The sequence below is a fragment of the Rhizobium sp. K33 genome, from assembly GCF_056501445.1.
The window spans coordinates 2,338,820-2,352,144 of sequence record NZ_CP096478.1 but is presented as its reverse complement, the minus strand read 5'-3'; the positions used below and the strand labels follow the sequence as shown (position 1 = coordinate 2,352,144).

Here is a 13,325-nt window from a genome sequence, read left to right as displayed (position 1 = left end):
GCCCATTTCCACCGCCTGCGGCGGCGTCCCATCGGGGCGCCGCCGCTTTGCGTTTTACCGGCAATACCGGTACCCGCTCTTCCGCTCGATCACGTCGAGATGCATGTGATCCTGATGTGTCGGGTCGCTGCCGGGGGATAGCACCGTGGTGAAGTAGAGGCAGGCGATGGCGTTGAAGGCGCGCTGGAAGGCGGCCTCGGCCGTGCCGTCATCCTGCTTCGCGATCATCACCGGCTCTTGCCTCTCTCCGAAACGCAAGGCGGCTATGTCGATCGCGTTGCCATAGGCATGCTCCGAGACCTTGCCATTTTCGGCGCTGTTGCGGTTGCGGCAGACATAGCCGGATGCCTGGCGGATGGCGGTGAGCCCGGGCTTGTCGGGAAAGGCGGCTTCGGCTGCGGGCTTCAGCATTTCGCGGGTCATTTTTGCAAGCTGCAGCGCCGTTTCGCAGCGAAGCGTCGCCTCCGGCTCCAGCGCCACATCGGGCAGGATCTTCGTCAGCGTGACCGGGGCTGCGATACCGCAGCCGCCGTCGTCGTCGATGGGGGCGGCGGGTTCGAAACGGGCGCCGATCTCCCGCAGATCGGCCAGGCAGGCGGCCAGCGCCTTCGGGTCTTCGGCTGCTGGCGGCGGGTCTGCAGGTTCAGCCTTTTCCTCCGGCTCCGGCTTGGATGTGCCCGTGCCTTCGGTCTTCTCAGTGCCCGGCGTCTCGTCCGCTGCCTCGGACGGATTGCCGACTTCTGGCTCTTCGTCCCTTGTCTCCAAGGCTTTAGTGTCGCCGTCGCCCTCCGTCTCGTCTGCCACAGGCGGTGCCGGCTTGGGATCCGGTGTCGGCACCGCCGCTTGGTCAGCGGGGCTGGCCTCGTCGCTTGCCGGGTCCGCATTGGTGTCCGAGGCAGGGGCCGACGGTTCGGGGCGAGGTGCCGGTTGCGGGCCGCGGGCAGGGAGCGTCAGCCCCGTTGCGATCGGCAAGGCGAACAGCAAGGCGGGCAGCAGGGCGAACCGGGCCGGCAGTTTGGTCTTCGTCATCTCGTCTCCGTCTCCCCAGCCACCGGGTCGATAAGGCGCGAGCCGCCGAAAAGTTCATGATAGGAGCACCGCAAAACGCCCTTGCTAAGGCGTGGGCTCCACGGTATTCCTGTCGCCATGAAGATCGTTTCGAAGAACATTGCTTGGTGGTGGGCACGCTGACGCGGCCTTGACCAGTCATGTCTTTAGACGATTGACCCCAAAGCCGCCCGGAAACACTCCTGAGGCGGCTTTTTCGTATTCAAGGCCTGCAGGAGACGGGCCCTGAAGAGTGGAGAAGGACAGATATGTCGACGATTTTGCAGGAAGACGGCTCGGAAGCCTATCAGACGCGCGGTGGTGTGACCGTCACGCGCAAGCGCCGGCCGACGCCTTATGGCGATGCCATCTCCACCTATGTCGACAAGCTCGACGAACGGCGCGGCGCGGTCTTCTCGTCGAACTACGAATATCCGGGCCGCTATACCCGCTGGGACACGGCCATCGTCGATCCGCCGCTCGGCATCTCCTCATTCGGCCGCAAGGTCTGGATCGAGGCCTATAACGGCCGCGGCGAAGCGCTGCTGTCGATGATCGCGAACAAGCTTGCGACCGTCGAAGATCTGGCGCTCGGCGCCCGGACGGCCACCCGGCTCGATCTCGACGTCAAGCCGCCGTCCCGGGTCTTCACCGAGGAAGAACGCTCGAAGATGCCGACGGTGTTTACCGTGCTGCGCGCGGTCACCGAGCTCTTCTATTCCGAGGAAGACAGCGCCATCGGCCTCTTCGGCGCCTTCGGCTACGATCTCGCCTTCCAGTTCGACGCGATCGATCTGAAGCTTGTCCGTCCCGACGATCAGCGCGATATGGTGCTCTTCCTGCCGGACGAGATCCTCGTCGTTGACCACTATTCCGCCAAGGCCTGGATCGACCGCTACGACTTCACCAAGGGTGACCTCACCACGATCGGTCAGGCGGAAGAGATTGCGCCCGAACCCTTCCAGCATACGGACACCATCCCGCCGCGCGGCGATCATCGCCCGGGCGAATATGCCGAACTCGTCACCAAGGCCAAGGAGAGCTTCCGCAAGGGCGATCTCTTCGAGGTCGTGCCGGGGCAGAAGTTCATGGAGCGCTGTGATAGCAAGCCGTCGCAGATCTCCAAGCGGCTGAAGGAAATCAATCCGTCGCCCTATTCCTTCTTCATCAATCTCGGCAACCAGGAATATCTCGTCGGCGCATCGCCGGAGATGTTCGTGCGGGTCAATGGCCGGCGCATCGAGACCTGCCCGATCTCCGGCACCATCCGCCGCGGTGCCGATCCGATCGAGGATTCGGCGCAGATCCTGAAGCTCCTCAACTCCAAGAAGGACGAGAGCGAGCTCACCATGTGCTCCGACGTCGACCGCAACGACAAGAGCCGTGTCTGCGAGCCGGGCTCGGTCAAGGTCATCGGGCGCCGCCAGATCGAGATGTATTCACGCCTCATCCATACCGTCGACCACATTGAAGGTCGCCTGCGCGACGGCATGGACGCCTTCGACGGTTTCCTCAGCCATGCCTGGGCCGTCACCGTGACAGGTGCCCCAAAACTCTGGGCCATGCGTTTCATCGAAAAGCATGAGAAAAGTCCGCGCGCCTGGTATGGCGGCGCTATCGGCATGGTCGGCTTCAATGGCGACATGAACACCGGTCTGACGCTGCGTACGGTCCGTATTAAGGACGGCATTGCCGAGGTGCGTGCCGGTGCGACGCTTCTGAACGATAGCGACCCGCAGGAAGAAGAAGCCGAAACCGAACTGAAGGCCTCCGCCATGATTGCAGCGATCCGTGACGCCAAGAGCGGCAATGATCCGTCCTCCAAGCGCGGTGTCGCGCGCGTCGGCGAGGGGGTCAACATCCTGCTCGTCGACCACGAGGACAGTTTCGTCCACACGCTCGCCAACTATTTCCGCCAGACGGGCGCCACCGTGAACACGGTTCGCACGCCGGTGCCGGAAGAGATCTTCGATCGCCTCAATCCCGACCTCGTCGTGCTGTCGCCCGGTCCGGGCTCGCCGACCGATTTCGACTGCAAGGCGACGATCAAGAAGGCACGCGCCCGCGAACTGCCGATCTTCGGCGTTTGCCTCGGCCTGCAGGCGCTGGCCGAAGCCTATGGCGGGGAGCTGCGCCAGCTCGCCGTTCCCATGCATGGCAAGCCGTCGCGCATCCGCGTGCTCGAACCGGGCCTTGTCTTCTCGGGGCTGGGCCGCGAAGTCACCGTCGGCCGCTATCACTCGATCTTCGCCGATCCCTCGTCGCTGCCGCGCGAATTCATGATCACGGCCGAAAGCGAAGACGGCACGATCATGGGCATCGAACACGCCAAGGAGCCGGTCGCCGCGGTGCAGTTCCACCCGGAATCGATCATGACGCTCGGCGGCGACGCCGGCATGCGGATGATCGAGAACGTGGTGGCGCATCTGGCGAAACGCGCGAAGGTGAAGGCCGCTTGAGGAGCTTGGGCGGGGCGCGGCTTGAAAGGGCCGCGCTGAAGCAGCTTCTCTACAGGTCTGACTGCCAGTCTTCCCGACCGTGGCGAAGGCGTACAATGAGAATGTCGTCGCCTTCGATCAGATAGAGAACCAGATGCGCTCGGTAACGCTGGACCCGAACTGGCGGAGTCAGTTCGTTGCGCTGTCTCGCCATATGCGGTGATCGGGCAATCCGGTCAAAGAGTGCATAGAGCCCATCTATGTACTCTTCGGCCAGTGCCCGGCCCCATCGGGAGAGGCCCACTTCCGCAATGGCGATGATGTCAGTTTCGGCTTTTGATGTTAGCCGATAAACCATGTTATCCGTCGCGCCTTGCCCGGAAGTTGGTGAGTGCGGCGTCGAACAACTCTTGCTTGGATCGGTTGCCAATGCCACTGGCTAGACCTTCGTCCACCAGAGCCTGCATTGATGTGATCTTATTGGCGCGCTCCTGCTCCCGCCGGATGAGATCAACGACATAGTCAGCCGGATCTTTGAAGTCACCGCTTTGCGCCTTCGCGTCGATCCAGTCCTTCATGGTGTCGGAAATCGCGATGGTGATCGTCGACATGGCCGTCTCCGCAGGTTGATGTCGGCAGTATCTCAAAATCACTGTGTTGCTGCAAGGACTGGCTCAGTTCTCGTCAGACGACGCCTGTGCATCCCCCACCTCCAGCCTTGACCTTTCCTCAACCCTTCGGCATTACCCTCCCATCCAACCGAACCGCCCGCTCTTGCCGGGCGGTTTTGTCGTTTTTGGAATTGCGTCTGCAATTCACTCGCATCTGCAGGGAAGAGGCCATGGTGGCTGAAGACAACACGCTCGTCCGGCGCATCGCGTTCTGGGGCATACCGCTTGCCTTCGGGGTCATGGGGCTGAAACTGCTTGCCTGGTGGGTTACCGGCTCCGTCGCGCTGCTCTCCGACGGGCTTGAATCGACCGTCAACGTGATCGCCGCCTTCCTTGCCTATTTCGTCATTCGCTATGCGCAGAAGCCGGCCGATGACGACCATCCTTACGGCCACCACAAGGCGGAGTATCTTTCCGCCGTTCTCGAAGGTGTGCTGATCGTGGTCGCGGCGCTTCTGATCATCCGCGAGGCGATCCCGGCGCTGCAGACCCCGACGCTGCCGGATGCGCCTTTCCTCGGGCTGGCGATCAATGGCGCCGCTGCCGTGATCAATGCCGCCTGGGCAACGCTTCTGATCCGCGTCGGGCGCAGCCATCGCTCGCCGGCGCTGTCGGCCGATGGCCAGCACATCATGTCCGACGTCGTGACCTCCGTCGGCGTGATCATCGGCCTCGTTCTGGTGCTCGCCACCGGCTATGCGATCCTCGATCCGATCCTCGCCATCCTCGTGGCGCTCAACATCATCTGGCAGGGCTGGAAGGTGATCGCCCAGTCGGTCGCTGGCCTGATGGATGTTGCGGTCTCGCCGGACGAAGCGGAAGCCATCCGCGAAGCGATCAAGGAAAACTCGGAAGGTTCGCTCGGCGTGCATTATCTGCGCTCGCGCCGCGCCGGGGCCGCCACCTTCGTCGCTTTCGATCTGGTGGTTCCTTCCAAGATGACCGTCAGGGACGCCCATGTCATCTGCGACCGGTTGGAAATGGCCGTGCACAAGGCCGTGCCCGGCACCCGCGTCACCATCCATGTCGAGCCCGAAAACGAGATGGCGCATGGCGCCGGCGTCGAGCTTGGCCGTTGAACTCAAAGGAACAGATCATGAGCAAGACCGATACCTCCGGGCTCACCCAGCTCGGCCAGAGCGTGGAAGCCCCCACCAGCCCGGAAACCGCCGTGATGGAGCGCGTTCCGAACGGCAATGCCGGCACGGATTATGTCGTGCGTTTCACCGCGCCCGAATTCACCTCGCTCTGCCCGATGACCGGCCAGCCGGATTTCGCCCATATCGTCATCGACTACATCCCCGGCGACTGGCTGGTGGAATCGAAGTCCTTGAAGCTCTTCCTGTTTTCCTTCCGCAATCACGGCGCCTTCCACGAGGATTGCTCGGTCTATATCGCCAAGCGGATCGTCGAGCTCCTCGATCCCAAATGGCTCAGGATCGGTGCCTATTGGTATCCGCGGGGCGGCATCCCGATCGACGTCTTCTGGCAGACCGGCGAGCCGCCGAAGGGTGTCTGGCTGCCGGATCAGGGGGTGGCAACCTATCGCGGCCGCGGGTAATCACCCGGCCGCGGGTGACTTCGCTCCTCCGCTGCCCTAGTTTCCCAGGGGTTCAACATCAACCAGGGGTGCTGCATGCCGAAGTTTCTCGCCGTCTATACGATGAAAGCCGAGGATTTCGCGCGCTTTCGCAACCTGTCCAAGGCCGAGCAGGATGCCATCGATGCCGAGGGCATTCCGAAATGGGTCGAATGGGAGGAGCGCAATGCCGCCCATATCCTCAATCGCGGCGGGATGGTGGGCAAGACCACGCGGGTGACGCGTGACGGTATCGCCGCCGCGTCCAATCCGATCTGCGGCTATCTGATCGTGGAAGCGCCGACGGCAGAGGCTGCCGCCCGGCTCTTCCAGGATCACCCGCATATCACCGTCTTTCCTGGAGACGGCGTCGACATCATGCCCTTCGTGACCGATCCCGACCTCTAGAAACCCCTGCAGGTTCCGTGAGCCGCGCGTCTTTCTCGCGGCTCGCCCCTGCCGACTTTAAACCGTTTGGGCGGCACTGATCGAGGAGACGAAACGGCGGGTGCGTTCACGCTGCGGCGTGCGGAAGATCTCGTCGGCGCTGCCGGTCTCCACCACCTGGCCAGCCTCCAGAAACACCACCTGGCTTGCGATCTTCGAGGCAAGACGCAGGTCATGCGTGGCCATCACCATGGTCGTGCCTTCCGAGGCAAGCCGGCCGAGAACGTCCACCACTTCGCCCGCAAGCTCGGGATCGAGCGCCGAAGTCGGCTCGTCGCAGAGCAGAACCTTGGGCGAGGGCGCCAGGGCGCGGGCAATTGCCACGCGCTGCTGCTGCCCGCCGGAGAGGTTTGCCGGCCAGGCATCCTCCTTGTGTGCCATGCCGACCTTGTCGAGCAGTTCTGCGGCACGGGCTCTGGCCTTGTCGCGCGACCACTTCTGCACGGTGATGAGACCTTCCATGACGTTCTCGATCGCCGTCCGATGGGGAAAGAGCTGGAAGTTCTGGAAGACCATGCCGGTCTGGCAGCGGATCTTCTGGACCTCAGAGAAGGGCACCTTGCGGCCGGGGGAGAACTCCACCCTAGTGTCGCCGATCTGGACTGCGCCGGAACTCGGCAGTTCCAGCAGGTTGATCGAGCGCAGGAGGGTACTCTTGCCGCCGCCCGAGGGGCCGACGAGCGCCGTCACGCTGCCTTCCGGGAAGCTCAGCGAGATATCGTTGAGAATGGTCGCCTCGCCGAAGCGCTTGACGATGTTGAACAGCGTGATCATCTGATGGACTCCAACATGCCGCCATAGCGGCTGAAACGCAGCTCGAGCCGGGCCTGCAGATTGGAAAGCACCGAACTCAGAGCAAGATAGATCAGGGCGGCCTCGATATAGAGGATCAGCGGCTCATAGGTTGTGGCGACGATGCGCTGGGCCGACTGGAAGAGCTCCGGCACCGTGATGGCTGCAGCAAGCGACGTGTCCTTCACCAGCGAGATGAAGGTGTTCGAAAGGGGCGGCACCGCCACCCGACCCGCCTGCGGCAGGATCGTCCGGCGCATGGCCTGGCCCCAGGTCATACCGGTCGAATAGGCGGCCTCCCACTGGCCCTTGGGCACCGAGGCAATGGCCGCACGCACGATCTCGGAGGAGTAGGCGCCGATGTTCAGCGTGAAGCCGATCAGGGCGGCCGGGAAGGCGTCAAGCAGGATGCCGATGCTCGGCAGGCCGTAGAAGATGACAAAGAGCTGCACGAGCAGCGGCGTGCCGCGGATCACCCAGACATAGAAGCGGGCGATCAGAACCAGCGGGGTTGGCCCGAACAGCCGCGTCACCGCCGTGATCAGGCCAAGCGCAAGGCCGAAGGCGAAGGAGAGAAGCGTTAGCGGAATGGTGAACTTCACGCCGGCCCAGAGCAGGGTCGGCAGTGAGGTTAGCATCAGGTCGAGCCAGTGCGGCATTGGGGTCGTCCTTGGCAGGTGGTCCGAAAATGAGAGAGCCGGAGGAGCGCCCGAGCGCTCCTGCCGGCAGGATATTGCAGCGATCTTGACCCGGTGGGCCGAAGCCCAGCGTGAACGGCGAGGTGCCTCCCCCTTGAGGGGGAGGTCGCCGCGAAGCGGCGGGTGGGGGTGACGCTGCCCACCCGATCCTCACCCCACCCCGGACCTTCAGTCCGACCCTCCCCCTCAAGGGGAGGGTGGAGCTTACTTCGAAACGTCCTGGCCGAAATACTTGTCGGCAATCGTCTGGTAGGTGCCGTCGGCTTTGATGTCGGCGAGCGCCTTGTTGATGGCCGCGACCAGCTCCGGATCGCCCTTGCGCACGATGATGCCCGAGGCGTCGGCCTCGGCCTTTTCAGCGGCGATCTTCACCGGGGCATCGGGCTTCTGCTTCTTGAAGTCGAGGAAGGAGAGGCTGTCGTTGATCGTCGCATCGGCGCGGCCGGTCAGGACGAGCTGGATCGACTGGTCGAAGCCGTCGGTGCCGACGAGCTCTGCGCCTGCTTCCTCGGCGATCTTGCCGAAGTTGCTGGAGAGCGACTGGGCCGACTTCTTGCCCTTCAGATCCTCGAAGCTCTTGATGTCCTCATTGCCGTCCTTGACCACCAGAACGGCCTTGGAGACGATGTAGGGATCGGAGAACTCATACTTCTGCTTGCGCGCCTCGGTGATGCCGACCTGGTTGATCACGGCATCGTAGCGGTTGGCATCGAGGCCGGCGATCAGGCCGTCCCACTTGCCTTCGACGAACTCTGCCTTGACGCCGAGCTTCTCGGCCACGGCCTGACCGATCTCGACATCGAAGCCGACGAGCTTGTTGTCGGCATCATGATAGGTGAACGGGGCATAGGTGCCTTCGGTGCCGATCTTGATGACGCCGGCGGACTTGATCTGGTCGAGGTTTTCACCGGCGATTGCGGGGGCGAAAACGAGCGTCTGGAGGGCTGCAGCGGCAGCCAGTGTCTTGAGCCAGCTCATGGGTATTCCTTTCATGCGGTCGGCCCAGGGGCGGGCCTCGTCTTGGGAGCGTCTTCATCGCAGATCAGGAGAGAGTTGGAGTGAGAGAAAAACGCGAAAAATTTGGGCAGTTGAGAAAAAATTACTCAAATCACCCCGCGCCACCTTCCCGAACGCTGCTCTGCTGACGACCTGAAACGACAAAGCCGCCGCGAGGGTTCCGGTTATAACCGGGCCTCGCGGCGGCTCTTGATTGCGACGGCTACGCCGTCCGGTGCTTGCGATCAGCCGAAGGCGATCGCGGCGCCGCCGACGACGGTGGCAAGGCCGAGAATGCGGGCGACGGCCGGACCAAGGCGGGTGACGCCGAGGCCGAGAGCAACGCCTGCGCCATGCAGGGCGGCGGTTGCGATCAGGAAGCCGAGGCCGAACTGGAGGGCGCCGGCCGCACCCAGCTCACCGCCATGGGCGTGGCCGTGGAACAGGGCGAAGAGACCGACGACCGCAGCAGACGCGGCAACCGGCAGACGGACGGCAGCCGCCACCAGCAGGCCGAGACCGATGACGGAGGCGAGGATTGCCGGTTCGACGAAGGGCAGCTCGACACCTGCGACGGCGAGGCCAAAGCCCACGGCCATCATCGTGACAAAGGCAGCCGGGACGGCCCACAGGGCGCGGCCACCGATCTGGCTTGCCCAGATACCCACGGCGACCATGGCAAGGATATGGTCTGCGCCGAAAAGCGGGTGGGAGATGCCGACCATCAGGGAGCCATGGGCTTCCGGATCGAGATGGGCAAAGGCCGGGCTTGCGGCCAGCGTCATCAAGGCAGCGGTGAATGAAAGGCGCTTCAACATGTCTTTTTCGTCCCTCTATTTGGTCGACTCAAGGCGGCCGGAATTCGGTCCCGCCGATCGTCCCCTTAAACCATTGCTCAGCCTAGCGTAACCCATTCGCGGATGTCCACGACAAAGGATGCCCGAACCTACGTCGAATGCCGGGGATCAGATGTTGGCGTCTGCGTCAGGGGCTTGCGCAGGACCGACAGTAACGCCGCGGAATACTTCACGACCGGTTGCGGCGCGAACCGCTGGAGAGCGCCGAAAAGTCGATTCCAGTGAAGCTCGCCAGGCCAAATTTGGGGAGTTTTAGCGGAACATTCAGTCGCCGGTGCAACGACCGATGCCCAAATCGCTGATTCGCAACGGAAATCTATCGTAAAATTCTTGTCATTAATCATCACTAATTTTCTGTTAATTCAGTATTGACGAAGCAAGTGCGGGGTGTTTGTATTCATCAAGTCGAAGTGTGTGCGTATCGTTAGTATTGCGATGCGTCTATATAAATAAATAGATGTATTGTTTCGTGTTCTAGCGATTGCAGCCGTAAGAGATTCGCGCAGTCAGTTAACGCTGGCTGTGCTTCGGCGTGGGGAGGGCCTGCGTCTGATCTGACATACTTGGTTATGCAAGAATTCTCCAGAATAGTCTGGCGAATAGGGAAGCTCTGTTGTCTTGTACGGCCTAATCTCTGTCTGAGGTGGTTGAGTACGGATTGAAATCGGGGCGATGGGTAATACAGAGGAGAGAGAACATGAAAAGCGTTATCGCAGCATCAGTATTGGCGCTGATGACATCCGCTTCGGCGTATGCGACAAGCATCGACGCGGACATCGGTCAGTTCGCCATGGGCGTCCAGAAGGCCCTGAACAAGATCGATGATGCCAAGAAGGTCACCAGCACCGGCCAGGAGGCCGTCAATGCGGCCAACCTCGTATCCAAGGTCAATGCTGGCGATCTGACAGCAGTCTATCAGACCTCGAAGGTCGGTCAGACGGCAGAAAACAAAATTCAATCCTACAAATACTACAGTCTGACCGTCGAAGACGTCACGCAGGATGCGACCAACGTGGCAAACTCGATTTCCATCGGCGAAGTCACGGATGGTGTTGCGCTGGGTGAAGCTGAGCAGCTGGAAAAGATCAAGCAGCGCTCTTACGGCGACCAGTTCTCGATGAACAAGATCGAGGAGCTCGATTTCGGCAAGAACATCGGTCAGACGGCAGTGAACGCCGCCAATCTGGTGACGCTTGAAGTCGACGGCGGCGTGATCGATGACATCTCGCAGAAGTCGAAGGGTGATCAAACCGCGCTGAACAAGATCTACACCGGATGGTATGACCACGCTGATCTGCACATGGTCAAGCAGAGCGCGACCAACGTGGCGAACTCCATTTCGCTCGGCGAAATCGACGTTGAGGATGTTGCCAGCAACATCAACAAGATGCTCGATGAGGTCGAACAGGAAGTTCGTGTCGACCAGTATGCCGAGAACAAGATCGAGGTCGGCAACATTGTTGAGGACGTTGCCCAGGAGGCTGTGAACGCCGCAAACCTCATCTCGTCCGAAAAAGTCGGTCTGGGTGAGGTCTACCAGGTCGCATACGGCGACCAGGATGCGCTCAACACGATCAAGTTCAAATACAAGATCGACGGCAATGCCACGACACTGGCAGGCGTTTTGATCCCGGCAACGCAGGACGCGACAAACGTCATCAACAGCGTCTCCGCTGCCGTCATCAGCAAGACCCTGTCCCAGTACTCCAACGTCGACCAGAAAGCAGAGAACGTAGCGGATTCCGTCAGCGGTTACTCCGAGGTCTGGGACCTCAACCAGACGGCCGTTAACGCTGCCAACCTGGTCTCGATCGGCACCATCGGTGGAGATCTGGAACTCGACCAGGTGGCGTATGTCTCGCAGAACGCATCCAACCTGATCGATGCGAACGGCATGGTTGACAAGGTTGTCCAGAGCGCGACCAACGTTGCCAACTCTGTCGGCGACCTGAACTAACTGGAGCTTGGCCAGGCTGTTTCATCAGCCTGGCCTCTTCTCTCTTTTGCTGAATGTTGGGAGGCCTGGCTCATGACGAGCCACGGTTAGATGTCTTATGCCCCGGAGTTATCGAGTCTCCTTGGCCGTCACATGCGCGGTTCTGGTCGTGTCCCCCGGTTTTTCGACCGCGGAGTCGCTTGACCTGACGCCGTTGCAGGAGGTCCTCGACTCGGCCCAGATCGTACAGATTCTCAATGGTCGACAGGACGCCGTTCAGTCGCTCGGCTGGAAGAATGTGTCCGTCGCTAAGTCCGCGCGGCAGAACGCGGCCAATGCCGGCAATGTCGTCGATGTCAACGACCGCTCTCTGGACAGCGTGCGGCAAGATTTCGACGGCAAGCAGTTCTCCATCAACGATATCGTGCTAAATGCCGTCTCGGCGCTCGAGAGCATCGAGCAGGACGCCGCGAATACCGGTAACGCGGTCATCGGCGGCGACATCGGCAATGTCGAGCAGTATTTCGCCGACGGCTCCGTGCAGCATGCCAAGAACAATCTTGTCCTGCCCGATCTGCCCGGCACGCTGCGTCAGGCCGGCGCCAATACGATGAACCTCGTCTATTCCGAGCAGTCGGTGGCCCTGAACTCGCAGAACTTCACCAAGCAGGCCAAGCAGTTGGTCGACAACCGCGTCGTGGTGACCGGGGCGGGGGGCGAGGGGGCGATCGTGCAGGAGGGCACCAATCTCGGCAATATCATTGTCGCCCGCGACGTCGACGAAGTCGTCCGTGACTTCTCCGGCGATCAGATCATCAACAATGTGGTGACCTTGAAGGACGGTGCGCGCTGGGGTTCGATCAGCCAGAACGGCACGAACATCGCCAACTATATCGAGGCTGAGAACATCGGCTATCTGAAGCAGACCTCCAGCAATGGGGAGCAGATCGTCAACAACAAGGTGCAGGTGGTGACGCTCGAAGGCCTGACCGAGATCACCTCGCCGAACATCACGCAGAACTCGAACAACTTCGTCAACATGATCGTGTTGAAGGCGCCAGCCGATGACGGGTCGACCAAGATCGTCGACGTGCTTCAGGCCACCGATTACGGACAGACGGTCCAGGGTGCCAATGCCGGCACTGTCTCGCAGACCGGCAACGCTGTCGTCATCGATCGGTGAGCACATGCCCGCACAGCGGGCGAGCTCGCGTTTCCAGTCTCATACAGATTTCAGTTTCAGTATTCCGCGCAGGCCGGATCCTGACACCATTGCGGGAAGTCGATCCACGGCGCATCCGGCCATTCTGCCGGTTTGCTTTCCATGTAAGTGGCCGCCGCCCGGATGTAATTGTTCTGCGCCTTCACGAGTTTCGTCGAGCAGATATAGGCGGCATGCTGCTTGATCAGTTTGCCGATGCTGTCCTTCGCCCGTTGGTCGATGCTATTGGGAACAGGCTGTTTCAGCGCCAGGAAATAAGCGTCTATTCCGGACATAACCGTGAGCGGCGAGCCCTGGACATAGGTCTCGCAAGTGGCCCCGGTCCGCTTCAGTTCGACCATGGCCCGCACGAAGTCTTCGACCGTGTTCGTCTCTGCGTATGCCGCCGATGCGCCCAGGCTTATGGCAAGTGTCAAAGATAGAAATCCGCGCATGTAATGAGCCTATACATTCACTTGTCGTTCCCGGATTCTTGCGTCATCCCTTCTCTATTGTCCAGTCTCGCGATTTGTATCGCCGTTGTTGTGTATAGGTGTTGTCTTTCGGCAACGAGCTCTGCGCGTCTTCTCGCTTCGTTTGTTTTTACAGTAGATTTCCGCTGTGCCAGGTGGGCTTTAGTGCTATCCCATGGTCATCTAAGGG

Annotated in this window: 14 protein-coding genes; 6 read left to right on the top strand and 8 right to left on the bottom strand. The window is 61.2% G+C overall.

Annotated features, from left to right (window positions below; genetic code table 11):
* Positions 1–54: 54 nt before the first annotated feature.
* On the bottom strand, positions 55–1,029 hold the full coding sequence (locus M1E12_RS11600; protein ID WP_479561884.1) for an extensin-like domain-containing protein: 975 nt from the start codon (positions 1,027–1,029) through the stop codon (positions 55–57).
* A gap of 287 nt (positions 1,030–1,316) precedes the next feature.
* Between M1E12_RS11600 and M1E12_RS11595 the strand changes: the two genes are divergently transcribed.
* A complete protein-coding gene (locus M1E12_RS11595; protein WP_479561883.1) occupies positions 1,317–3,506 on the top strand; it encodes an anthranilate synthase in 2,190 nt (729 codons plus the stop codon).
* A gap of 49 nt (positions 3,507–3,555) precedes the next feature.
* On the opposite strand, the gene M1E12_RS11590 is transcribed toward M1E12_RS11595, so the two are convergent.
* A complete protein-coding gene (locus tag M1E12_RS11590; protein WP_479561882.1) occupies positions 3,556–3,843 on the bottom strand; it encodes a type II toxin-antitoxin system RelE/ParE family toxin in 288 nt (95 codons plus the stop codon).
* 1 nt (position 3,844) lies between these two features.
* The gene (locus tag M1E12_RS11585; RefSeq protein WP_479561881.1) at positions 3,845–4,096 is read right to left on the bottom strand and encodes a ribbon-helix-helix domain-containing protein; all 252 of its coding nucleotides are present in this window, start codon (positions 4,094–4,096) and stop codon (positions 3,845–3,847) included.
* A 230-nt stretch (positions 4,097–4,326) separates the two neighbouring features.
* On the opposite strand from M1E12_RS11585, the gene M1E12_RS11580 reads away from it, so the two are divergent.
* The 3 genes from M1E12_RS11580 (at position 4,327) to M1E12_RS11570 (ending at position 6,143) form a co-directional block, all read left to right on the top strand.
* Positions 4,327–5,235 carry a cation diffusion facilitator family transporter gene (locus M1E12_RS11580; protein WP_479561880.1) on the top strand — a complete coding sequence of 303 codons (909 nt, stop codon included), beginning with the start codon at positions 4,327–4,329 and terminating at the stop codon, positions 5,233–5,235.
* A 17-nt stretch (positions 5,236–5,252) separates the two neighbouring features.
* A complete protein-coding gene (gene queF, locus M1E12_RS11575; RefSeq protein ID WP_113462455.1) occupies positions 5,253–5,717 on the top strand; it encodes a preQ(1) synthase in 465 nt (154 codons plus the stop codon).
* A gap of 75 nt (positions 5,718–5,792) precedes the next feature.
* Positions 5,793–6,143, top strand: a complete 351-nt coding sequence (locus M1E12_RS11570; RefSeq protein ID WP_113462456.1) for a hypothetical protein — start codon at positions 5,793–5,795, stop codon at positions 6,141–6,143.
* A 57-nt stretch (positions 6,144–6,200) separates the two neighbouring features.
* On the opposite strand, the gene M1E12_RS11565 is transcribed toward M1E12_RS11570, so the two are convergent.
* The 4 genes from M1E12_RS11565 to M1E12_RS11550 all read right to left on the bottom strand — a co-directional run bounded on the left by M1E12_RS11565 (position 6,201) and on the right by M1E12_RS11550 (position 9,486).
* Entirely contained in the window at positions 6,201–6,956 is a 756-nt protein-coding gene (locus tag M1E12_RS11565; protein ID WP_479561879.1) for an amino acid ABC transporter ATP-binding protein, read from the bottom strand.
* Complete coding sequence (locus tag M1E12_RS11560; protein WP_479561878.1) at positions 6,953–7,633, bottom strand: amino acid ABC transporter permease; 681 nt, start codon at positions 7,631–7,633, stop codon at positions 6,953–6,955. Before M1E12_RS11560 ends, M1E12_RS11565 begins: the two co-directional genes overlap by 4 nt.
* Before the next feature lie 243 nt (positions 7,634–7,876).
* Positions 7,877–8,650, bottom strand: coding sequence for an amino acid ABC transporter substrate-binding protein (locus M1E12_RS11555; RefSeq protein ID WP_310241970.1), 774 nt, complete (start codon positions 8,648–8,650; stop codon positions 7,877–7,879).
* 263 nt (positions 8,651–8,913) lie between these two features.
* On the bottom strand, positions 8,914–9,486 hold the full coding sequence (locus M1E12_RS11550; RefSeq protein ID WP_479561877.1) for a HupE/UreJ family protein: 573 nt from the start codon (positions 9,484–9,486) through the stop codon (positions 8,914–8,916).
* A 736-nt stretch (positions 9,487–10,222) separates the two neighbouring features.
* On the opposite strand from M1E12_RS11550, the gene M1E12_RS11545 reads away from it, so the two are divergent.
* Together M1E12_RS11545 and M1E12_RS11540 are read left to right on the top strand one after the other, a co-directional pair.
* Positions 10,223–11,482, top strand: coding sequence for a hypothetical protein (locus M1E12_RS11545; protein WP_479561876.1), 1,260 nt, complete (start codon positions 10,223–10,225; stop codon positions 11,480–11,482).
* Positions 11,483–11,603: 121 nt separating this feature from the next.
* Positions 11,604–12,644 (top strand): hypothetical protein, encoded by a 1,041-nt coding sequence (locus M1E12_RS11540; protein WP_479561875.1) that lies wholly within the window; start codon positions 11,604–11,606, stop codon positions 12,642–12,644.
* A gap of 56 nt (positions 12,645–12,700) precedes the next feature.
* Here M1E12_RS11540 and M1E12_RS11535 read toward each other — a convergent pair whose 3' ends face one another.
* Positions 12,701–13,099, bottom strand: a complete 399-nt coding sequence (locus M1E12_RS11535; protein WP_479561874.1) for a hypothetical protein — start codon at positions 13,097–13,099, stop codon at positions 12,701–12,703.
* Positions 13,100–13,325 lie beyond the last annotated feature (226 nt).

Excerpts from the sequence above, each read along its gene's own strand:
- M1E12_RS11560 (WP_479561878.1), bottom strand. The coding sequence starts at position 7,633 with ATGCCGCACTGGCTCGACCTGATGCTAACCTCACTGCCGACCCTGCTC.
- M1E12_RS11580 (WP_479561880.1), top strand. The coding sequence starts at position 4,327 with ATGGTGGCTGAAGACAACACGCTCGTCCGGCGCATCGCGTTCTGGGGC.
- M1E12_RS11590 (WP_479561882.1), bottom strand. The coding sequence starts at position 3,843 with ATGGTTTATCGGCTAACATCAAAAGCCGAAACTGACATCATCGCCATT.
- queF (WP_113462455.1), top strand. The coding sequence starts at position 5,253 with ATGAGCAAGACCGATACCTCCGGGCTCACCCAGCTCGGCCAGAGCGTG.
- M1E12_RS11545 (WP_479561876.1), top strand. The coding sequence starts at position 10,223 with ATGAAAAGCGTTATCGCAGCATCAGTATTGGCGCTGATGACATCCGCT.
- M1E12_RS11570 (WP_113462456.1), top strand. The coding sequence starts at position 5,793 with ATGCCGAAGTTTCTCGCCGTCTATACGATGAAAGCCGAGGATTTCGCG.
- M1E12_RS11555 (WP_310241970.1), bottom strand. The coding sequence starts at position 8,650 with ATGAGCTGGCTCAAGACACTGGCTGCCGCTGCAGCCCTCCAGACGCTC.
- M1E12_RS11595 (WP_479561883.1), top strand. The coding sequence starts at position 1,317 with ATGTCGACGATTTTGCAGGAAGACGGCTCGGAAGCCTATCAGACGCGC.
- M1E12_RS11550 (WP_479561877.1), bottom strand. The coding sequence starts at position 9,486 with ATGTTGAAGCGCCTTTCATTCACCGCTGCCTTGATGACGCTGGCCGCA.
- M1E12_RS11565 (WP_479561879.1), bottom strand. The coding sequence starts at position 6,956 with ATGATCACGCTGTTCAACATCGTCAAGCGCTTCGGCGAGGCGACCATT.
- M1E12_RS11585 (WP_479561881.1), bottom strand. The coding sequence starts at position 4,096 with ATGTCGACGATCACCATCGCGATTTCCGACACCATGAAGGACTGGATC.
- M1E12_RS11600 (WP_479561884.1), bottom strand. The coding sequence starts at position 1,029 with ATGACGAAGACCAAACTGCCGGCCCGGTTCGCCCTGCTGCCCGCCTTG.